The sequence below is a fragment of the Streptosporangium sp. H13245 genome (assembly GCF_055690525.1).
Genome location: NZ_JBSZKT010000001.1, coordinates 63,434 through 80,855, shown reverse-complemented (window position 1 = coordinate 80,855; position 17,422 = coordinate 63,434). Strand labels below are relative to the sequence as shown.

Below are 17,422 nucleotides of genomic sequence, written 5' to 3'. Positions count from 1 at the left end.
TTTTTCGTATCTTGGCTATGTGGGAATGGCGTGATCCGCTGTAATTGATATACGGATATATCGTGGCGGTCAAGGCGGGGTCGCCGGGCCGTCCGGTGGCGGTGTTTCCGCAGTTCGGCCGTGTACCAACCCACCGGTCAGACCTGGGTCAGACCGCGAAGATCTGTGAGTCGTCGGCGAACGCCTTGAACTCCAGGGCGTTGCCCGCCGGGTCGTGCAGGAACATCGTCCACTGCTCGCCGGGCTGCCCTTCGAAGCGCAGATAGGGTTCGATGACGAACGCGGTACCCGCCGCCCTGAACCGGTCGGCCAGTTCGTGGAACTGCGGGACCGTGAGAATCAACCCGAAATGCGGAACCGGTACGTCGTGGCCGTCGACCGGGTTGCTGACCTCGCGCCCTCGGCCGGGTGCGAGGTGCGTGACGAACTGGTGGCCGCGCAGGTTCCAGTCGGTCCAGGTGTCCGAGCTCCGGCCCCGCTCGCAGCCCAGTGTCTCGCCGTAGAACCTGCCGGCCGCCTCCAGGTCGTCGACGGGAACGGCCAGGTGGAACCGTGGGATCGGTGACGAGCCTGTCGTGTTCATCCGGACTCCTGTTTTTCGAGGGGCGCCATACGCCCGGTTTACCGGATTCGTCCCCAATGCTCCGGGCTTCACGCCGACGGACACCTGTCAGAGCCGGTGGCGGCTACGAGGCCAGCGTCTCGGTGGACACCTGCCAGAGCCGGGCGGCGGCCTCGGGGTCGAGCGCGTACGCGGCGACGCCGTTGCGGGCACCCTGCTGGTTCCGTACCGCCTCGTTGCAGTCCTCGAAGTAGCGCCCTCCGACGCCTTCGAGCAGCGGCGACGTCGCGACCAGCACGGACGTGGCGGCACCCTGCTCGGGCGTCTTCCACGTGATGGCCCCCGCGCCACCGGCCGCCGCGATCGCCCGGTCGAGGTCCTCCTGAGAGACGTGCCGCTGGAGGTTGGTCCGGATACCGCCGGGCATGAGCGCGTTGACGGTGATGCCGTCGCTCGCCCAGCGCTTCGTCGCCTCGACCCCGAACAGCACGTTGGCCGTCTTGGACTGGCCGTACGCGGCCCACGGCTCGTACGCGCGCTCCCTGAAGTGGATGTCCTCGAAGACGACCGGCGAGCGCAGGTGCGCGCCCGAACTGACCGACACGACGCGGGCGCCACCGGCCGCCGCGAGTGCCCGGTGCAGCCCGGTGGCGAGCGCGAAGTGGCCGAGGTGGTTGGTGGCGAACTGCAGTTCCCAGCCCTCCGGCGTGCGCGTCTCGGGCGACGCCATGACACCGGCGTTGTTGACGAGGATGTGCAGCGGGCCGTCCCACGCGGCCGTGAACGACGCCACGGACGCCTGGTCGGCGAGGTCCAGCGGCGCGACGAGGACCTGCTTGTTGCCGGTGGTCGCGATGATGTCGTTCGCGGTGCGCTCTCCCGCGCCGAGGTCGCGTACCGCCAGGGTCACCTCCGCGCCCGCTCCGGCGAGCGCCCGCGCGGTCTCGATGCCGATGCCGGACGCCCCGCCGGTCACGATGACGCGACGGCCGGTGAGGTCGACGCCGTCCACGACCTCGGCGGCGGTGGACGTCGCGGTGAACGGCGTGGTGATGCGTGTGGTCTCAGTCATGATCCTGCCCGTCCTGCTTGGCGGTTCGCTCGATGATGCGTACGAGAGGCCCGGCCGGTACGATGTGCAAACGGAGGAGCCTCCACTACGAACGACTCTAAGCGGAGTTTCCTCCGTTTAGCAAATCCCCATCGACGAGTCCCTGGCGTCCAGACGTCCAGGCGTCCTGATGAACCGACTGAGGAGAAACCGTGCCGGCCACCGGCCCCCGACCGCTCCGCGCCGACGCGCGGCGTAACCGCGACCGGTTGCTTGAGGTCGCCGTGCGCGCCTTCTCCCACGACGGGCCGGACGTGACGCTCGACGCGATCGCGAAGGCCGCGGGCGTCGGCATCGGCACGCTCTACCGCCATTTCCCCACCCGCGAGGCGCTCATCGAGGAGGCGTACCGCAGCGAGCTGAACAGGTTGTGCGACGTCGTGCCCGACCTGCTGGAGGCCATGCCTCCGGACGAGGCGACGCGCGCCTGGATGGACCACTTCGTCGACTACATGACGACCAAGCGCGGCATGGCCGACGCGTTGCGCATGGTCATCGCGTCCGGCGGGAATCCGTACGCGCAGAGCCTGGACCGGCTGGTCGAGGCGATCGTGACGCTGCTGCGGGCCGGTGCCGCCGCCGGGACCGTGAGGTCGGACGTCGAGCCGATCGACGTGCTCGCGAGCATGGGCGGGGTGTCCCTCGCCGCGGGCGGGCCCGAGCAGCGCGACCAGGCCAGCCGCCTGCTCGACCTGCTGATGGACGGGCTGCGCTACCGCGCCGGTGCTCCTGACGCCCCTGCCGCGTCCTGACGCGGGAGACGGCCGGTCCGCACAACGTGAAAACCGTGGGCCTCCGCGGTGGCGGAGACCCACGGTGTGGGGTGGAACGCCTGATCAGCGAGGAGAGCGCTGTGACCACCGCTGATCAGGCGGGCTCAGGAACTCAGGGGTAGGAGACGAGCTTGGACGGGATCGTCGCGGTGCCGAAGGCGGGACCGCCCACACCGTTGATCACGTGGTTGACCCGGCCGTTGCCGCCGAGGGAGACGGTGAGCAGGCTGTGGAACTTGACGCCCGGCTTCACCGGCGCCTCGAAGCCGTTCTCCACCTCGATCGTCGGGTCGACGTTGAAGTAGACGTAGCTGCCGAGACCCCAGCCCTCGTGGGTGTTGACCGCGGGGCCGACCTTGTAGGCCGCCCATCCCTTGCTGGTGCCGTTCATGTAGGCCGCCTGGTTCGGCGGGTCGTACGCCTTCTCGTTCTGGAAGAAGATCGTCCGGCCGCGCTCGCCGTACCACTCGACGTCGTACTTGCGGTAGTGCTCGACGAACAGGCCGGTGGCCAGGACGTCGTCGCCGTTGACGATGAGGCCGGTCTCGGCCGTGTTGACGTTCCAGCCGATGCCCTCACCGTGGTCACCGCGCCACAGCCAGGTGTGGTCGATGATCACGTCGTCGCTGTTGACGACGACACTGGTGGTGGCGTTACCGGCGAAGGCGCCGCCGATGCGGACGAAGACGTCCTGCAGCGTGGTCGGGTTGGCGGCGTGGTCGGCGCTCGACCCCTGCGGGCCGACCTCGATGAGCACGTCGGACTTCTGCGGGCCCGCGTCGACCAGGAAACCGGCGAGCTTCACGCCGTCCACGTCGGCCACCTTGACCGCGGTGGAGCCGCCGCCCGGGATGATCGTCGCGAGACCGAGGCCCAGGACGACGGTGTTCGCCCGGGTCACGTTGATCGGCTGGGTGAGGTTGTAGATGCCGGGGGTGAGCAGCAGGTGCAGACCCTGGTTGAGCGCGGCGTTGATGGTCGCGGCCGAGTCGCCGGGCTTGGCGACGTAGAACTGGCTGAGCGGGAGCGAGGTGCCGGGGGTGGGGCCGTTCGCCCAGCTCACGCCGCGTGCGTTGGTCCGCTTGGCCGGGACGAACACCCGGTAGGCGCCAGCGCCGTCCACGTAGAGGTACGGCTTCTCGCGGCTGATCGGGGTGTTCTCCAGCGTGGTGTAGGACTTGCCGAGGAAGTCGGTGGCGGGAGCGCCCTGCACCCCGGAGAAGACCATGTTCCACACGCCGTTGACCCAGCCGCCGACGGAGCTGTCACGGGTGTACCACTGCTGCTGCGAGTACGGGCCGACGGCGCCGTCGACCTTGCTGTCGGCGATGTAGCCGCCGCTGGCCCAGCCGTAGCCGGTGGGGGCCAGGTTCAGCGCGCCCTTGATGTGCATGCGGCGGAACGGCGCGGCCTGGGAGACGGCCCACTGGTTGGTGCCGCCGGGAGGCTGGACCGACAGGTTCTCCGTCGAGCGCCAGAAGTTCTGGGTGGCGTTGCCGCCGAACCAGCCCGCGTCGACGGTCACGCCGTTGAGGGTGACGTCGTCGGGGTTCTGGCCCAGACCGATGATCGAGGTGTAGAAGCCGACCTTGGCGTTCACGTTGTAGGTGCCCGGCTTGAACAGGAAGGCGTGGCGCCCGGTGCCGAACTGGGCCGACTCCTGCTGGGTGAAGACCGTGTCGAGCTGGCTCTGGATGGTGGCGCTGGACATCGACGGGTCGAAGACGTGGACGTTCGGGCCCAGCGGGCCGCCGCCGCCGGGGATCTCGGGATCGGAACCGCCCGTGGTGTACACCGCGAACTCCCACAGTGAGTAGCCGTAGGGGGTGCCCCGCGTGCTGCCCAGCATCCGGACGTACCTGGCGGAGCCGGTCACGTCATGCGACTGGACACCGCCGGTCGCGCCGGTGACCGTCTTCAGGTCGGTCCAGGTGGTGCCGTTGGTCGATCCCTGGAGCTTGAAGGCGCTGGCGTACGCGGCCTCCCACCTCAGGTCGATCTTGCAGAGGGTCTGCGCCGAGCCGAGGTCCACCTGGACCCACTGCGGGTCGCCGGCCGCGCTGGCCCAGCGGGTCCCGTTGTTGCCGTCGAAGGCGGCGCTCGCGGGAAGGGTGGCGTCCTGGACCGACGAGGCGCTGTAGGTCTTGCTCAGCGCGGCGTTGGTGGTCCCGCAGGGACCGCCGGGGCCGGGGCCGCCGTCGGGACCGAAGACCTGGAACTCCCAGAGGGAGTAGCCGTAGCCGGTGGCCCGCGTGACGCCCTGCATCCGGACGTACCGGCCGGTGCCGGTGACGTCCCAGGTGTCGATCCCGCCGTCACCGCCGGTGACGGTCTTCAGGTCCGTCCACGTGGTCCCGTTCGTGGAGAGCTGGATCTTGTATCCGCTGGCGTACGCGGCCTCCCAGTTCAGCACGACCTTGTTGACGCTGGTCGAGGCGCCGAGGTCCACCTGGAACCACTGGGCGTCGGTGGCCGCGCTGGACCAGCGGGTGCCGGCGTTGCCGTCGACCGCGGCGGCCGGGGCGGTTCCGGCGTTCTCGGACGACGAGGCCGTCGCGGTCTTGCCCTGTGACAACAACGTGTCGGCGAAGGCGGGGGTCGACGGTACTGCGATCAGAGCTGCCGCGACTGCCGTAGCAGTCCATAAGGCGGCAGGACGGAACAGACCTCTCATGCATGTCTCCACTGCGGATCCGGGGGGTGGAAGGTCTAACAGCAGGTGAAGGGCGACTTACGGGGAACGGTAAATCAACGCCTTATTTCTACACTTAATTTAACTTGTCGGAAACATCGCGTCAATGGGTCAAAAGTCATGGACGGCCGCTTTGGGGGGATATTTCGGTAACCACCTGGCCGGGGGCTTGCGCGCACCGGATTCGAGCCGGGACGGGAGTCAGGACGGAAGCCGACACGGGAGTCAGGGCGGGACCGAGGGCGGGGCCGAGGGGGACCGGGCGGGTCCAGGCTCGGAGGCGGGGTCGGGTCCAGGCCCGGGACCGGGTTTCAGGTCCGGGGCTGTGTTTGGTCCGTGTCTGGGTCCGGTCCGGGTCCAGCTTTGTGTCTGCTTCGGGGGCGGGCCCAGATCTAGGTCCGTGTCTGGTTCGGGTCCGCGTCTTGTTCGGGTGGGTTCGGGGCCGGGTGGGCTGTCAGTCCTCGTCGGCGGGCATGGCGAAGAGCCGGACGTACATGGGACGCGCGCCGGGGGACGCGTCCTCGGGCCGGGGGCTGTACTTCATCAGCAGCGCGATGTAGGCCTCGAAGAACTCCTTGAACTCGGCCTTGGTCATCCGGCCCAGGCCGCGCGACCCGGTGGCCCACTCGGGATCACGCAGGTAGGCCTCGGGGAAGCGCTCGAACAGCTCGCGGTCCTCCTCCATGCCGACCCGGTGGAACTCGGCGAGCGCGGGACGGTCCTCGGGGGCGAGCTGGCCGGGCGTGGGGAGTCGCAGGTCGCGCGGGCCCTCGGCCTTGCGCCACCAGCGCTCCCTGCCGGTCGAGCGCTCGGGGACCTCCTCGATGAAGCCGTACTTCTCAAGCTGGCGCAGGTGGTAGCTGGTCGTGCCGGTCTTCGCGCCGAGCAGCTCGCCGAGCGTCGTGGAGGTGGCCGGGCCGTGCACGTTGAGGTGACGCAGCATGAGCCGCCGCATGGGATGGGCCAGGGCCTTGAGTTTCCCCGGATCGTCAAGCAGGAACGGCTCGTCATCCTTCATGAGGAGCAGCCTAGTCCTGCAGAACGATATCTGCAGACAAACCTTTGCCGAGAACTCTCTGCAGAGTAGCTTCGGCATATGAGAAGAATCGTCCCGGCCTCCCCGGGGCTCCGGGCGGTGGCCGCCGTCGCCGCCTTTTGCCTGCTCACGGCCCCGGCGGTCCCCGCCGCCGCCGTCACATCCGGATCCGCGACAACGGTCGCGACCCCCGCGACCCCGACCCCTGCGACCTCGCCGTTGGACGGTACGGCGAACGGCGTACCGTCCGATCTCACGGCGACGGAGGTGGGCTTCCGAGGTGGCGACGGCCTCGCCATGCGCGGCACGGTCATCTCGCCCACCGGCGCGGGATCCGCGCGTCCGGGCATGGTCCTGGTGCACGGCGCGGGCACCGGCACGCCCCGCGAGAAGCTGATGGGCGAGGCCGTGGCGTTCGCCCGCCAGGGGATGTCCGTGCTGATCTACGACAAGCGCTCGAAGGGCTACTCGCTCTTCGAACGGTCCTACTCGCTGCTCGCCGACGACGCGCTCGGCGCCCTGGCCGTTCTCCGCTCCCAGCCGGGCGTCGACCCGGCGAAGGCCGGAATGTGGGGGCTCAGCGAGGGCGGCTGGGTGGTTCCCATCGCGGCGGCGCGGTCGGGCGACATCGCCTTCGTCGTCCTCGTGGGCGCCAACGGGATGGCACCGCTGCGGCAGCAGACCTGGGCCGTGGCGGCCGGGCTGCGCAAGGCGAGGGTGTCGGGATCGCTGATCGACCGGGCCGAGTTCAACCTGTACCGGACGATCGCCGACGGCGGCATGTTCCCCGAGCCGTACTACGACCCCGAGCCGACGATCGCCCGGGTGCGTCAGCCGGTGCTCGGCATCTGGGGGACCCACGACCTGCTGACCCCGCCGGAGGAGAACCCGCCGATCTTCGCCAGGGCGCTGGAGAAGGGGGGGAACAAGCACTACACGTTCCGTTTCTTCCCCGGTGCGGACCACGCCGCCCACCAAACCCCCGACGGCGGCGTCACCCGATCGCCCGAACTCGCCCCGGGCTATGCCGACCTGGTCGGCTCCTGGGTCGGCGACGTCACGGCGGGCAGGCCGCCGACGACGGGAACGTCCGGGCCCGCTCCCGCGCAGGACTCTCTGACCGTGCCGGTGGATCCCCCCGCCCCGTGGGAGTCGGCGCCGGTCCAGCTCGTGGGCCTGCTGCTGCTCCTGGTCGCCTTCACCGCCTATCCGGTGGTCGCGCTGGTACGGCGCCTGCGCGGCCGGTCGCGCCCTCCGGTGACCGGGGCCGCGCGGCTGCTCAGCGCCGGAGGTCTCGCGGTGGTGCTCGGATCGTTCTCCTACCTGTTCTACCTGGTGATGACCGGCGGCAAGCTGGCCGCTCCCGGACCGGTGCTGGCGGGGCGCCCGCTGCTCTGGCTGCTGCTGCAGGCCCTCGCGGTGGCCTCCGTAGTGGCGGCCGTCCTCACCGCGCTGGCCTGGCGCCGCGCCCGCTCCTCGGTGTCGCGGGGGGAGGGGGTGCGGCTCGGTCTCCTGCTCGCCGGTGGGGCGGTGTTCGTTCCGTGGGCCCTCTACTGGGGACTGCTGCTCCCCTGACGGGGGTTCGTCGCGGCGCCCGTACGCCGGGCGCCGCTCCGGGGTGCCCGGCCCGGCACCTTTCCATAGCTCCACGGTGAAAGGAATGGGGCCGTGCGCCGCCGGAAAGATTCCGTCCGGCTGAAACCGAGGAAGGGAAGTGGTATAAGTGCTAATAAATCATTTATTGTCGTAATTCTGACTTGCGGAACATTTGTGGTGGTATGAGAGCTTTCGTATTGTCCCTGGCGGCCGTTGGTACCCTGATCGCCGTCATCGGCTGGCTGGGTGCCATCGACGTTCAGGACACCTTCTCCGCCTCGGCCGTGGGAGCCACGGGTCCCGCCGCGAGTGACAGGCGGGCGATCAGGAGCTTCGTGGAGGCGAGCAAGGGCGCGAGCGGCGCTTCCACGCTGGTGGACAAGGGCGTGAGCACCGCTCCCACGGCGACGGACAAGCGGGTGGTCAAGACCTCCGTGACGAAGGTCGGCGGCAAGTCCTACCTCCGGGTGCAGGTGACGAGCGGATACGGCACCACCAGACGGTTCTCCGTGAAACAACGGGTCTGCGTGAAGAAGAAGTGCCGGACGGTGACGACCGCCATGTCGGTGAACGCCGGGCGGACGGCCTGGCAGGAAACGTATCTCGGCACCGGCACATACAAGAAAAGCGGCACCTCCTCCGTTTCCGTGACGACGCCGCGACCGGCGAAGTCCACCCCCGCGCCCCGGGTGACCGTCACCGTGCGGCCCACGACCCCGGCTGTGACCACCACGGTCACGGTGACCGAGACCGTGACCACCACCGTGACCGCGACGGTGACGGCCACCGCGACCGTCACCGCCACCGTGACCGCGACGGTCACCGCCACGCCGACGCTCTCGCCCTACCCGACTCCCACGCCCTACCCGACCCCTACGCCCTACCCCACCCCGTCACCCTCCGTGACGTCGACCGGCCCGCTCTGCGACGCGCCCCCCAACCCCTACGGGTTCACGTTCTGCCTCACGGGGAGCAGCAGGGTGTATCCGCCCGCGGACGACGCCTGCCTGGTTTTCCGGTGCATCGACTACTTCCCCGAGGGGAAGGGCTACCTGGTCATGTGCAAGGACGGCATGGTGAGCATGTCGGGCGGGCTCAGCGGAGTCTGCTCCTTCCACGGCGGCTGGCTGCGGGACGTGCACCGGAACACCGCGTAGGAGGCCGGGGCGAGAGCCCGCGACCGAGACCGGCCGCGTGGTTCACGGTCCCGTGGGCGCCGTCGCGACGGAGGGCGGAAAGCCGCGTAAGCACCGCCGGTGGCCGGGACCGAACGTTTTCCGTGCCCCGTCGGCGGTCAAAGCCGAACATGCCCGTCGGTGGTCAAAGCCGAACGTGCCCATGCCCGTGGTCACCGGCGGTCAAAACCGGACGCCTCCCGTACCCGCGAGAGGCGCGGCCACCCTCACCATGACCGCGCCTCCCGCCGGTACGGGACACGCGCCGTTCCCGTCCCCCGGTGTCGCTCGTCGTGTTCAGTCGCTCTTGTTTCGTTTGGCGGGGGTTCGTTGGTCCGCCTCGTCGGCCAGTTGATCCTCCACGATGGCGCACCAGCGGTGCCAGCGCGCTAGATCGAGATGCTCTTCCACATCGCCCACACCCGCCTCGGCCATGAGCTGGTGGCTACTCGCCGCCGCCTCGTGGGCGTTGACCAGCGCGTGGTGACCATGGTTGGCGAGTGATTCGCTGACAGCCAGATTCACGGCTATCTCTCCCATTGTCTTGGGCCGGCCAGAAAGTCCGTCGCCGAACCCCTTCCCGGTGAAGTCGCGGCTCTCCGAATCGTCGCTCATAGCTGCTGAGTGCCCCCCAGGTCCTAGATCTATCTGGGACTTCCGATCCGATGTGGATGATTTCCGGGCCCGGTGGCCGTGAGCCGGACCGTGAGGTGTCCCAAGCCCAGGACGCGATTCGCTTACGGGCGTGTTGCAGTTGGCCGGAGAGGGTCTTCTCACCAAGATCTTTAAAATAGCCTCGATGCAACCGGCGTAAGGATCGTGGGGGGATGACGACGCGGCTTGATCTCTCGGTCCGCAGACACGAGGGCATCTCGGTGATCGTGCTCGCCGGTGAGCTGGACAAGCTGTCCAGCCCCCGGCTCCGTGACGTCATGGTCACGCAGCTGGACGACGGGACGTGCCGTCTCGTCCTCGATGTCACCGGCCTGAGATTCTGCGATTCCACCGGCCTGTGGACCATGCTGGAGCTCCAGCGGCGCGCGGGCGCGGCGGGGGGCTGCCTGCGGCTGGCCGGTGTCCACGGGGTCCTGGGACGGATCCTGACGATCACGGGCCTCGCGGGCGCGTTCTCCCTTGACCCCGACGTCCCCACGTCGCTGCGGGCCGCGAGCCCGGCCGCCCCGGACGAGAAGCCCCCCTCCCTGTCTCCACCGTCTCCACCCGCGTCTCCCCCCGACCCACGCTGAGGGGGCCTCCCCGCTCCACGTCCCGTACGTGAGACGGCCGGGAGACCGGCCCTCCGGCTGGTGCAGACTTGTCCTTCATACGGCCATCGCCTCCGGCGGTGGTCCGGCCGCGCGGGCCGTTCCGGGCGTGCGGCGCGGTGTCGAGAGGAGAGTGGGAGCCCGTGTCGGCTGAGATACCCGGGGTGGATGTTCCGGATGGGCGGGGTCGTACGGGACTGGACAGGGCGGGGCTGGATCTGACCGGCAACCCCCGGGTCCGGGTGCGGGAGGTGCGGCTGCTCTCGTCCAGCTGGTACGTGCTGCGCAAGACGACGTTCGACTACCGGCGCCGGGACGGCGGCTGGAGCACCGAGCAGCGGGAGACCTACGACCGGGGCAACGGCGCGACGATCCTGCTCCACGACGTCGAACGGGGGACCGTGCTGCTGATCCGGCAGTTTCGCTACCCGGTCTACGTCAACGGCCACCCCGACGGGTTCCTGCTGGAGACGGCGGGGGGCCTGCTCGACGACGACGACCCGGAGACCGCGATCCGCAGGGAGGCCGCGGAGGAGACCGGCTACGACATCGGGGAGGTGGAGCACGTCTTCGACGTCTACATGAGCCCCGGCTCCGTGACCGAGCGTGTCCACTTCTTCGCCGCCCCGTACAGCGCGGACCGGCGGACCTCCGAGGGTGGGGGGCTGGCCGACGACGGCGAGGACATCGAGGTGGTGGAGCTGCCCTTCGCGAAGGCCCTGGGCATGATCGCCTCGGGTGAGATCGCCGACGCGAAGACCATCATGCTGCTGCAGTGGGCGGCGCTGTCCGGCCCGTTCTCCGGCCGGGGCAGGTGAGCGGTCCGGGGCCGGGATCCCGCGGAGACGGTATGGCCGGACAGCTGTCCCGGCCCTCGTGAAACCGCTCCCACAAGATCTGTGTCGGGGTCCACTCCTTCCCGTACCGGATCCGGTGTCCACGCACTTCACGGGCAGGGCGCCGGGCACTACCCTGCACGGATGACGGAAGTGGAGCTGCGCGGCTGGCGGCCCGACGACATGCCGGTCGTGCTCGACGCGTTCCGCTCCCCGGACATGGCGGAGCAGGCGGCCAGGCCCATCGACACCGCCCAGGCGGCGCTGGAGTGGATGGGGGTCTGGGGGTTCCGCGACGACGCGCGGGCGTTCGCCGTGGTGTCCAACGGCGAGGTCGTGGGAAACGTCGCGGTGAGCAACATCGACGTCCACGGCACCGGCTGGGTCTCCTACTGGACGCTCCCGCGCGCCAGGGGACGGGGTGTCGCCGTGGCCGCCACCAGGAAGATGTCCGAGTGGGCGTTCAGGGAGCGGGGGCTGTTCCGCCTGGAGCTGGCGCACCGGGTCGGCAACGCCGCCTCCTGCGCGGTGGCCACCAGGGCCGGTTTCCTGACCGAGGGCGTCGAGCGGGCCAAACTGAGCTACGAGGGCGTCCGCTACGACGTGGAGCGGCACGCCCGCCTGGCCACCGACTGAGCCGGTGGGGACCCGGAGGGTCCTGAGACCCTGAGCCCGGTGAGATGCGCGGAAGCGGGGTTGAAGATGGGCTCGGGGAGCGGGGTCAGAGGGTTCTGAGACCGGCGAGGAGGTCTCGGAGCAGGCTCTCGCGGGGGACCGACGACGGGCGTGTGGGGGGCCGTACGGTGATCAGGCCGCTGTCGCGCAGGTCGCCGAGGAGCACCCGGAGCACCCCGACGGCGAGGGTGGTCCGCGCGGCCAGCTCGACGACCGCGATCGGCGTGCGGCAGGCGTCCAGGATCGACAGGTGCTCGGGCTGCAGCTCCCGGTGGGGGGCGCCGATCGCCACCACCACGGCCATCAGGTCGAAGTGGGCCCCCTCGGCCCTGGTCCGGCCGCGGGTCACCGTGTAGGGGCGGATGATCGGACCGGGCTCCTGGCCGGTCGGGTGTTCGGTTGTCACGGTCCACCCTCCTGCCCGGCGCGACGCCATTCGTCGGAGGGCGCCGCGAACACGGCGCCCGCGCCGTCGCGGGTCCGCCGGGCTCCCGCGACCGGGTCGGCGGGTACGGTCTGGCGTGTCCGTTTGGGCAGGCCGTCGCCCGGGGGTAGCCGTTCGACCTCGACCGAGTAGGTGAAGCGGGGATCGGCCGGTTCGGCCACCAGTTCGCTCGGGAGCATCACGATCGCCGTGGTGCCGCCGAAGGGGGAGGGCCGCAGGAAGACGTGGATGCCGTGCCGGGCGGCGAGCTGCGCGACGACGAACAGGCCGAGCCGGTCGCTGTCGGCCAGGTCGAACTCCGGCGGGTCGGCCAGCAGCGTGTTGAGCCTGGCCGTCTCCTCGGCGGAGATGCCGAGCCCCCTGTCCTCGACCTCGATGGCGTAGCCCCTGGCGACCAGGTCGCCGTGGACGCGTACGGAGGTGTGCGGGGGCGAGAACACGGCGGCGTTCTCGACCAGCTCGGCGACCAGGTGGATCACGTCGGTGACGGCCGCGCCGACCAGGGACGGGCCGTGCGGGACGCCGATCGTCACGCGCGGGTAGTCCTCGACCTCCTCGACCGCGGCGCGGACCACGTCGTAGATCGTGACCGGGTCCCGCCATCCCCGGCCGGGAGCGGCGCCGGACAGGATGATCAGGCCCTCGGAGTGGCGGCGCATCCGGGTGGTCAGGTGGTCGAGGCCGAAGAGGTCCTCAAGGGTCGCCGGGTCGCTGGCCCGCCGCTGCATGGCCTCCAGCATGGCCAGCTGCCGGTACAGCAGGGACTGGCTGCGCCTGGCCAGGTTCACGAAGACCTTGTTGACGCCCCTGCGCATCTGGGCCTGGCCGACGGCGGCCTCGACCGCGGTCCGCTGCACGGAGGAGAACGCCCTGGCGACCCCGGCGACCTCGGTGGTGCTGCCGGTCCTGATCTCGGGGGCCTCGGGGCGGACGTCCTCACCCCGGCGGAGCCGCTGGACCACGTCCGGCAGCCGGGTGCCCGCGAGGTCGAGGGCCGCCTGCTGGAGGCCGACGAGCTCGCCGGCCAGCCGTCGGCCGAACCGTACCGAGACGAAGACGGACAGCCCGACCGCGACCAGGCCGAGCCCCGCGGCGAGGCCGATCTGGATCATGATGTCCCTGGCGAGGGGCATGGACCGCTCGCTGATGCGCCTGCTGACGTCCCCGGCGCGCTTGTCGAAGTCGTCGGAGAGCCGGGCGGCGATCCCGGCCCAGGAGGGGTCGGGCACGGCCGACGCGGCGACGGCGTCCTCGATCCTCTCGAACGAGGCGTAGTCGGAGGAGTCGCGCAGCGGGGTGTAGAGAGACTGGAACTCGCTGTCGAACTGGTCGAAGCCCAGGGAGTAGAGGAGCCTGCGGCCGGTGACCAGCTGGCCGAACCTCGCGCGTTCACCGGGGCTCATCGCCCCCTCGACGACGGCTCCGGAGATCAGCGCGGCCTGCTGGCTGAGCATCTCGCGGCTCCGCCCGACCATGACGACGGCCCGCGTCTGGTCGGTCAGCTCGGCGTCGGCGGATATCCGGATCTTCTCGTAGGCGTCGAAGGCGGCCGCGACGATCCCGCTGTAGGCGTCGAGGACCCGCAGCCGGGGCTCGGTACGGGTGTCGACCCCGCTGCGGATCTCGGTGAGCCGGTCCAGCGAGGCGAGGAGACGGCTCAGGCGGCCCCAGGTGGCGGGGGAGATGTCGGGGCGGATCTCGGCGGTCAGCCGTTCCAGCTCCGCTCTGGCGCCGTTCGTCCGGAGGCGCTGGGCGTCCAGTTCCGTCCTCGGGACGTCGACGTCTCCCAGGACGGACAGCGACAGCATCCGCTCGTGCTGGAGCGCGGTGGTCACGTTCCTGGTGGGCACGACCACGTACTCGTAACCGCCCCGGATTTTGAGTAACGCCTGCCCATCCCGGACCGTGAGGTTGGCCGCAAATACCCAAATCACTACAAGGGATATAATGGGTACTAGGAGTAGGGCAAAAATCTTTACCCTGATTGAGTATTTTCGGCTGGCCATAATACCTCGCACACCTTGAGATGCGTGGTTAACAATGGCCAAACATAGCAATGTGGGTCACTTGGGACCAGACGTGCACGTGAGTCACGTTGAGATGATTTATCGTGCTGTGTCGATTCGGAACCATCGGCCCCTCACGCGCGTCTCTCTAGGTAGGAGGGGGGTCGACGATGCAGAAGATCGCGGACCTGATCGGAACCGAGGCCGAGCGCGCCGACCAGGCGGCGCTGGCCCGGGGCGGCGAGCTGGCGAGAGCGGGAGCGGTGCAACTGGTCCGGTTCGGGCCGCCACAGGTGATCGCCGAGGTCGACGACGGCGCCGCGTGCGTCGAGTTCCGGATCGTCGACGAGACCCTCCGCTGGCACTGCAGCTGCCCCGAGGGCAGGAACGGCGTCTTCTGCGCCCACTGCGTGGCGACGGCTCAGTCGGTCAGGATGAGGACGGACAGGAAGGACTCCCCTCCCGTGCCGTCGGCGACCGCCTCGGCGAGAACGGTGCGGATGGCGTCGTAGGCCGGGCGATCTCCCGCCCGGAGCGTCGACGGCTCCGACCAGACCAGCGTGTGCTCGCCCGGCGGCAGCCACGACAGGTCGGTCAGCACGTCGTAGAGCGCGTCGAGATTGTGCCCGAAGTGGTCGGGCAGGTCCAGGGCCTCGGCGATCGCGTCCATCGCCTCGGCCGAGGTGGTGATCTTCACCCCGTCCAGCGGGTGCGGCGTGGCGCCGCCGAGCATGGACTCGACCTCCCCGGCCGGACCCTGGCGGAACGTCCCCCTGGACACCGTCGTCATCGTCGGCCCCAACCGGCGGTGACGGCGGGCACACCGTGGCCGCCCGGGTGGTTCGTCTCGCGGGCGACGCCCTGGATCACCATCGGCCGTGCCCCCTGAGCTGCTGATTCGTGCTGCATATCGGACATCTCACCTCGCCGAACTACCCGCGCGCGAACCCGCGAAAACGGGGTGACCGGCGTCTCTTCACAACTCCCCGCCCTCCGGGCGCCTCCCTTCTCTCCCCGTCGAGTACGTCGACGCGTCTCACCTCGCCACCCGGAGCCTCGGTGCCCGCTGTGTGCCCTCCGGGCGCGGGCGGAAATAGAATTGTCTAGTTGTCATACAATCTGCCTACAATCGGTCCATGAAAATCGCCGTGATCGGAGCCGCCGTGCTCTGGGGGACCGCGGGGACCGCGGGCCTGCTCGTCGCCGGGGTCGATCCCGTCTCCCTGGCCGCCGCACGCCTGGTGATCGGCGGCCTGGTCCTCGCGGCCGTCACCGCTCCCGCCGTGCGGCTCCTGCTCCCCCCTGCGGGCTCCCCCGAGGGCCCAGGTCCTTCCGGAGGCTCTCCAGGGGTGCGCCTCGGCCCGCTGGTGGCCGCGGCGGTGGCCGTGGCGGCGTACCAGCTGTGCTATTTCGCGGCGGTCGGCAGGACCGGGGTGGCGGTGGGCACGGTGGTCGCCGTCGGCAGCGGGCCCGTGTTCACCGGGCTGCTGTCCTGGCTGCTCGACCGCGTGCGGCCCGGCCGCCGCTGGGCGGGGGCGACCGCGGTGGCGATCACCGGTTGCGCCGTGCTCACCGGCGGGGGAGGCGAGGTGCGGGCCGACGGTGTCCTGCTCGCGCTGCTCGGCGGCCTGCTGTACGCGTTCTACGCCGTCACCGCGGCGCGGGCGATCGGCGCGGGAGCCCCGTCCGACGGGGTGATGGGGCTGATGTTCGGCGGGGCCGCCGTCGTCCTGGTGCCCGTCCTGCTGTGGACGGGCACCGGCTGGCTCGCCGAGCCGCGCGGCCTGCTCACCGCCCTCTACCTGGGCTGCGCCACCACCGCGCTGGCCTATTTCCTGTACGGGAGGGGGCTGCGCACGACCCCGGTCGCGACCGCGGCGACCCTCGCCCTGGCCGAGCCCGCGGTGGCGGCCCTGCTCGGCGTCGTCGTGCTCGGTGAGCGGCTCGCGCCCGCCTCGGTCACCGGCCTCGTCCTGCTCGGTGTCAGCCTGGCCGCGGTCTCCCTGCCGGAACGCGTCCCCCGGGAAACCGGGACCGGGGGGCGATGCGGGGACGGCGCGGGGCATCTCGCCCGGAGCGCGTCCACCCCGGAAGCCGGGACCTCGGGGCAATAGGGTCGTAGGCGTGACTCTCCCGCTCCACGCCGTCTCCGCCGTCGGCGCGCTCGCCGACGCCCTGCGCCGGAGGGTGCTGTCCGGCGAGATCGCCCCGGGTACCGCGCTGCCGGAGCAGGAGCTCTCGGCCCTGTACGGGGTGGCCCGCCCGACCGTCCGCGAGGCGCTCGCCGTGCTCGTGCACGAGGGGCTGCTCAGGCGCGAGCGGCACCGCAGCGCCCAGGTGGTCGAGGTGACCACGGCCGACCTGGACGACCTGATGTTCGTCCGGCGCCCGCTGGAGGAGCTGATGGCCACCTCGCTGGCGGGGCGGCGGGTCGGGGAGGCCGACGCGGCGCTGGCGCGGATGGCCGCGCTGCCCGCCGACGCCCCCTGGTCGGAGCTGGTGGCCGAGCACGTGGCCCTGCACCAGGCGCTGGTCGTCGCGGTGGGCAGCCCCCGGCTGGAGCGGCTCTACGGCACGCTGGCCACCGAGACGAGGCTCGGCATGGTCAGGCTGCGCGCGGTCTACTCCGACCGGCACGTGCTGGTCGCCGAGCACGGGAACCTGCTCGACGCGATCGGCCGGGGGCCCGGGGAGGTCGCCAGGGAGGCGGTCGCCGCGCATCTCGACCACCGCTGGGGCGATCATTAGGCACCGACTTGCATGGCTCTATTGCACGCGGAGCCCTGAAGTCGTCACAATCGCGGCCATGCACGGCAACTCAGTGCCGGACTCCTACGTATATGTCACCGAAGAAGGCGTGACCCGTCACTACGCGGACGGCAGCGTCGACGCCCTCGCGTGGGAGGACGTCGTCGAGGTGCGGGTAGTGGGCGATACGGACTCGGACATCCTGTACATCCTTCTTGATCGACAGGGCCAGGGGTGTGTGGTGCCCCACTCGGCGACCGACGCGACCTTCCTCGCCCGCCTTCGATATCTCCCGGATTTCGACCTCGACAGGCTCGGTGCGGCGGTGGAGTCGGCGCGCGACGATTACGTCGTCGTATGGCGCAGCCCCGAACCGCCTTCGGCCCTCCCGGATTTCGAATACGACTAATTTCCCGTTATTTCCTATATATGGCGGTCAAAGTTACACGTTTGGACCGTTCCGTCAAGATGCCATCTCTGCCGTAGTTCGGCCAATAGTGGA

General features: G+C 70.2%; 18 protein-coding genes. 10 read left to right on the top strand and 8 right to left on the bottom strand.

Annotation, left to right across the window (positions count from 1 at the left end):
- Window positions 1-148 precede the first annotated feature (148 nt).
- Window positions 149-583, bottom strand: coding sequence for a VOC family protein (locus tag ACW9TB_RS00370; protein WP_472745870.1), 435 nt, complete (start codon window positions 581-583; stop codon window positions 149-151).
- A gap of 103 nt (window positions 584-686) precedes the next feature.
- Complete coding sequence (locus ACW9TB_RS00365) at window positions 687-1,634, bottom strand: SDR family NAD(P)-dependent oxidoreductase (protein ID WP_472745869.1); 948 nt, start codon at window positions 1,632-1,634, stop codon at window positions 687-689.
- A 191-nt stretch (window positions 1,635-1,825) separates the two neighbouring features.
- Between ACW9TB_RS00365 and ACW9TB_RS00360 the strand changes: the two genes are divergently transcribed.
- Window positions 1,826-2,425 (top strand): TetR/AcrR family transcriptional regulator, encoded by a 600-nt coding sequence (locus ACW9TB_RS00360; RefSeq protein WP_472745868.1) that lies wholly within the window; start codon window positions 1,826-1,828, stop codon window positions 2,423-2,425.
- 133 nt (window positions 2,426-2,558) lie between these two features.
- Here ACW9TB_RS00360 and ACW9TB_RS00355 read toward each other — a convergent pair whose 3' ends face one another.
- Window positions 2,559-5,021 (bottom strand): discoidin domain-containing protein, encoded by a 2,463-nt coding sequence (locus ACW9TB_RS00355; protein ID WP_472745867.1) that lies wholly within the window; start codon window positions 5,019-5,021, stop codon window positions 2,559-2,561.
- Between the two features lie 571 nt (window positions 5,022-5,592).
- Window positions 5,593-6,156: a helix-turn-helix domain-containing protein gene (locus ACW9TB_RS00350; protein ID WP_472745866.1), complete on the bottom strand. Its 564-nt coding sequence runs from the start codon at window positions 6,154-6,156 to the stop codon at window positions 5,593-5,595.
- Between the two features lie 78 nt (window positions 6,157-6,234).
- On the opposite strand from ACW9TB_RS00350, the gene ACW9TB_RS00345 reads away from it, so the two are divergent.
- Both ACW9TB_RS00345 and ACW9TB_RS00340 read left to right on the top strand, forming a co-directional pair.
- A complete protein-coding gene (locus ACW9TB_RS00345) occupies window positions 6,235-7,749 on the top strand; it encodes an alpha/beta hydrolase family protein (RefSeq protein WP_472745865.1) in 1,515 nt (504 codons plus the stop codon).
- Between the two features lie 203 nt (window positions 7,750-7,952).
- Window positions 7,953-8,927, top strand: a complete 975-nt coding sequence (locus ACW9TB_RS00340; RefSeq protein WP_472745864.1) for a hypothetical protein — start codon at window positions 7,953-7,955, stop codon at window positions 8,925-8,927.
- Between the two features lie 315 nt (window positions 8,928-9,242).
- Here ACW9TB_RS00340 and ACW9TB_RS00335 read toward each other — a convergent pair whose 3' ends face one another.
- Complete coding sequence (locus ACW9TB_RS00335; RefSeq protein ID WP_472745863.1) at window positions 9,243-9,560, bottom strand: hypothetical protein; 318 nt, start codon at window positions 9,558-9,560, stop codon at window positions 9,243-9,245.
- 212 nt (window positions 9,561-9,772) lie between these two features.
- Between ACW9TB_RS00335 and ACW9TB_RS00330 the strand changes: the two genes are divergently transcribed.
- From ACW9TB_RS00330 to ACW9TB_RS00320, 3 genes are all read left to right on the top strand, one after another.
- Window positions 9,773-10,192 carry an STAS domain-containing protein gene (locus ACW9TB_RS00330; protein WP_472745862.1) on the top strand — a complete coding sequence of 140 codons (420 nt, stop codon included), beginning with the start codon at window positions 9,773-9,775 and terminating at the stop codon, window positions 10,190-10,192.
- Window positions 10,193-10,374: 182 nt separating this feature from the next.
- A complete protein-coding gene (locus tag ACW9TB_RS00325; RefSeq protein ID WP_472745861.1) occupies window positions 10,375-11,028 on the top strand; it encodes an NUDIX domain-containing protein in 654 nt (217 codons plus the stop codon).
- 162 nt (window positions 11,029-11,190) lie between these two features.
- The gene (locus ACW9TB_RS00320; protein WP_472745860.1) at window positions 11,191-11,682 is read left to right on the top strand and encodes a GNAT family N-acetyltransferase; all 492 of its coding nucleotides are present in this window, start codon (window positions 11,191-11,193) and stop codon (window positions 11,680-11,682) included.
- 85 nt (window positions 11,683-11,767) lie between these two features.
- Here the strand turns inward: ACW9TB_RS00320 and ACW9TB_RS00315 are convergent, their stop codons facing one another.
- Both ACW9TB_RS00315 and ACW9TB_RS00310 read right to left on the bottom strand, forming a co-directional pair.
- Window positions 11,768-12,127: a DUF742 domain-containing protein gene (locus ACW9TB_RS00315; protein ID WP_472745859.1), complete on the bottom strand. Its 360-nt coding sequence runs from the start codon at window positions 12,125-12,127 to the stop codon at window positions 11,768-11,770.
- Window positions 12,124-14,100, bottom strand: coding sequence for a sensor histidine kinase (locus tag ACW9TB_RS00310; protein ID WP_472745858.1), 1,977 nt, complete (start codon window positions 14,098-14,100; stop codon window positions 12,124-12,126). The genes ACW9TB_RS00315 and ACW9TB_RS00310 overlap by 4 nt, the downstream gene beginning before the upstream one ends.
- Before the next feature lie 242 nt (window positions 14,101-14,342).
- On the opposite strand from ACW9TB_RS00310, the gene ACW9TB_RS00305 reads away from it, so the two are divergent.
- Window positions 14,343-14,684, top strand: coding sequence for an SWIM zinc finger family protein (locus ACW9TB_RS00305; protein WP_472745857.1), 342 nt, complete (start codon window positions 14,343-14,345; stop codon window positions 14,682-14,684).
- Here ACW9TB_RS00305 and ACW9TB_RS00300 read toward each other — a convergent pair.
- On the bottom strand, window positions 14,594-14,953 hold the full coding sequence (locus tag ACW9TB_RS00300) for a barstar family protein (RefSeq protein ID WP_472745856.1): 360 nt from the start codon (window positions 14,951-14,953) through the stop codon (window positions 14,594-14,596). The two genes, ACW9TB_RS00305 and ACW9TB_RS00300, sit on opposite strands and share 91 nt — an antisense overlap.
- A gap of 355 nt (window positions 14,954-15,308) precedes the next feature.
- Here ACW9TB_RS00300 and ACW9TB_RS00295 point away from each other — a divergent pair, with 355 nt between their 5' ends.
- The 3 genes from ACW9TB_RS00295 to ACW9TB_RS00285 are packed head-to-tail and all read left to right on the top strand — an operon-like array spanning window position 15,309 to window position 17,329.
- On the top strand, window positions 15,309-16,286 hold the full coding sequence (locus tag ACW9TB_RS00295) for a DMT family transporter (RefSeq protein WP_472745855.1): 978 nt from the start codon (window positions 15,309-15,311) through the stop codon (window positions 16,284-16,286).
- Between the two features lie 10 nt (window positions 16,287-16,296).
- Window positions 16,297-16,920, top strand: a complete 624-nt coding sequence (locus ACW9TB_RS00290) for a GntR family transcriptional regulator (protein ID WP_472745854.1) — start codon at window positions 16,297-16,299, stop codon at window positions 16,918-16,920.
- A gap of 58 nt (window positions 16,921-16,978) precedes the next feature.
- Window positions 16,979-17,329 carry a hypothetical protein gene (locus tag ACW9TB_RS00285; RefSeq protein WP_440083959.1) on the top strand — a complete coding sequence of 117 codons (351 nt, stop codon included), beginning with the start codon at window positions 16,979-16,981 and terminating at the stop codon, window positions 17,327-17,329.
- Window positions 17,330-17,422 lie beyond the last annotated feature (93 nt).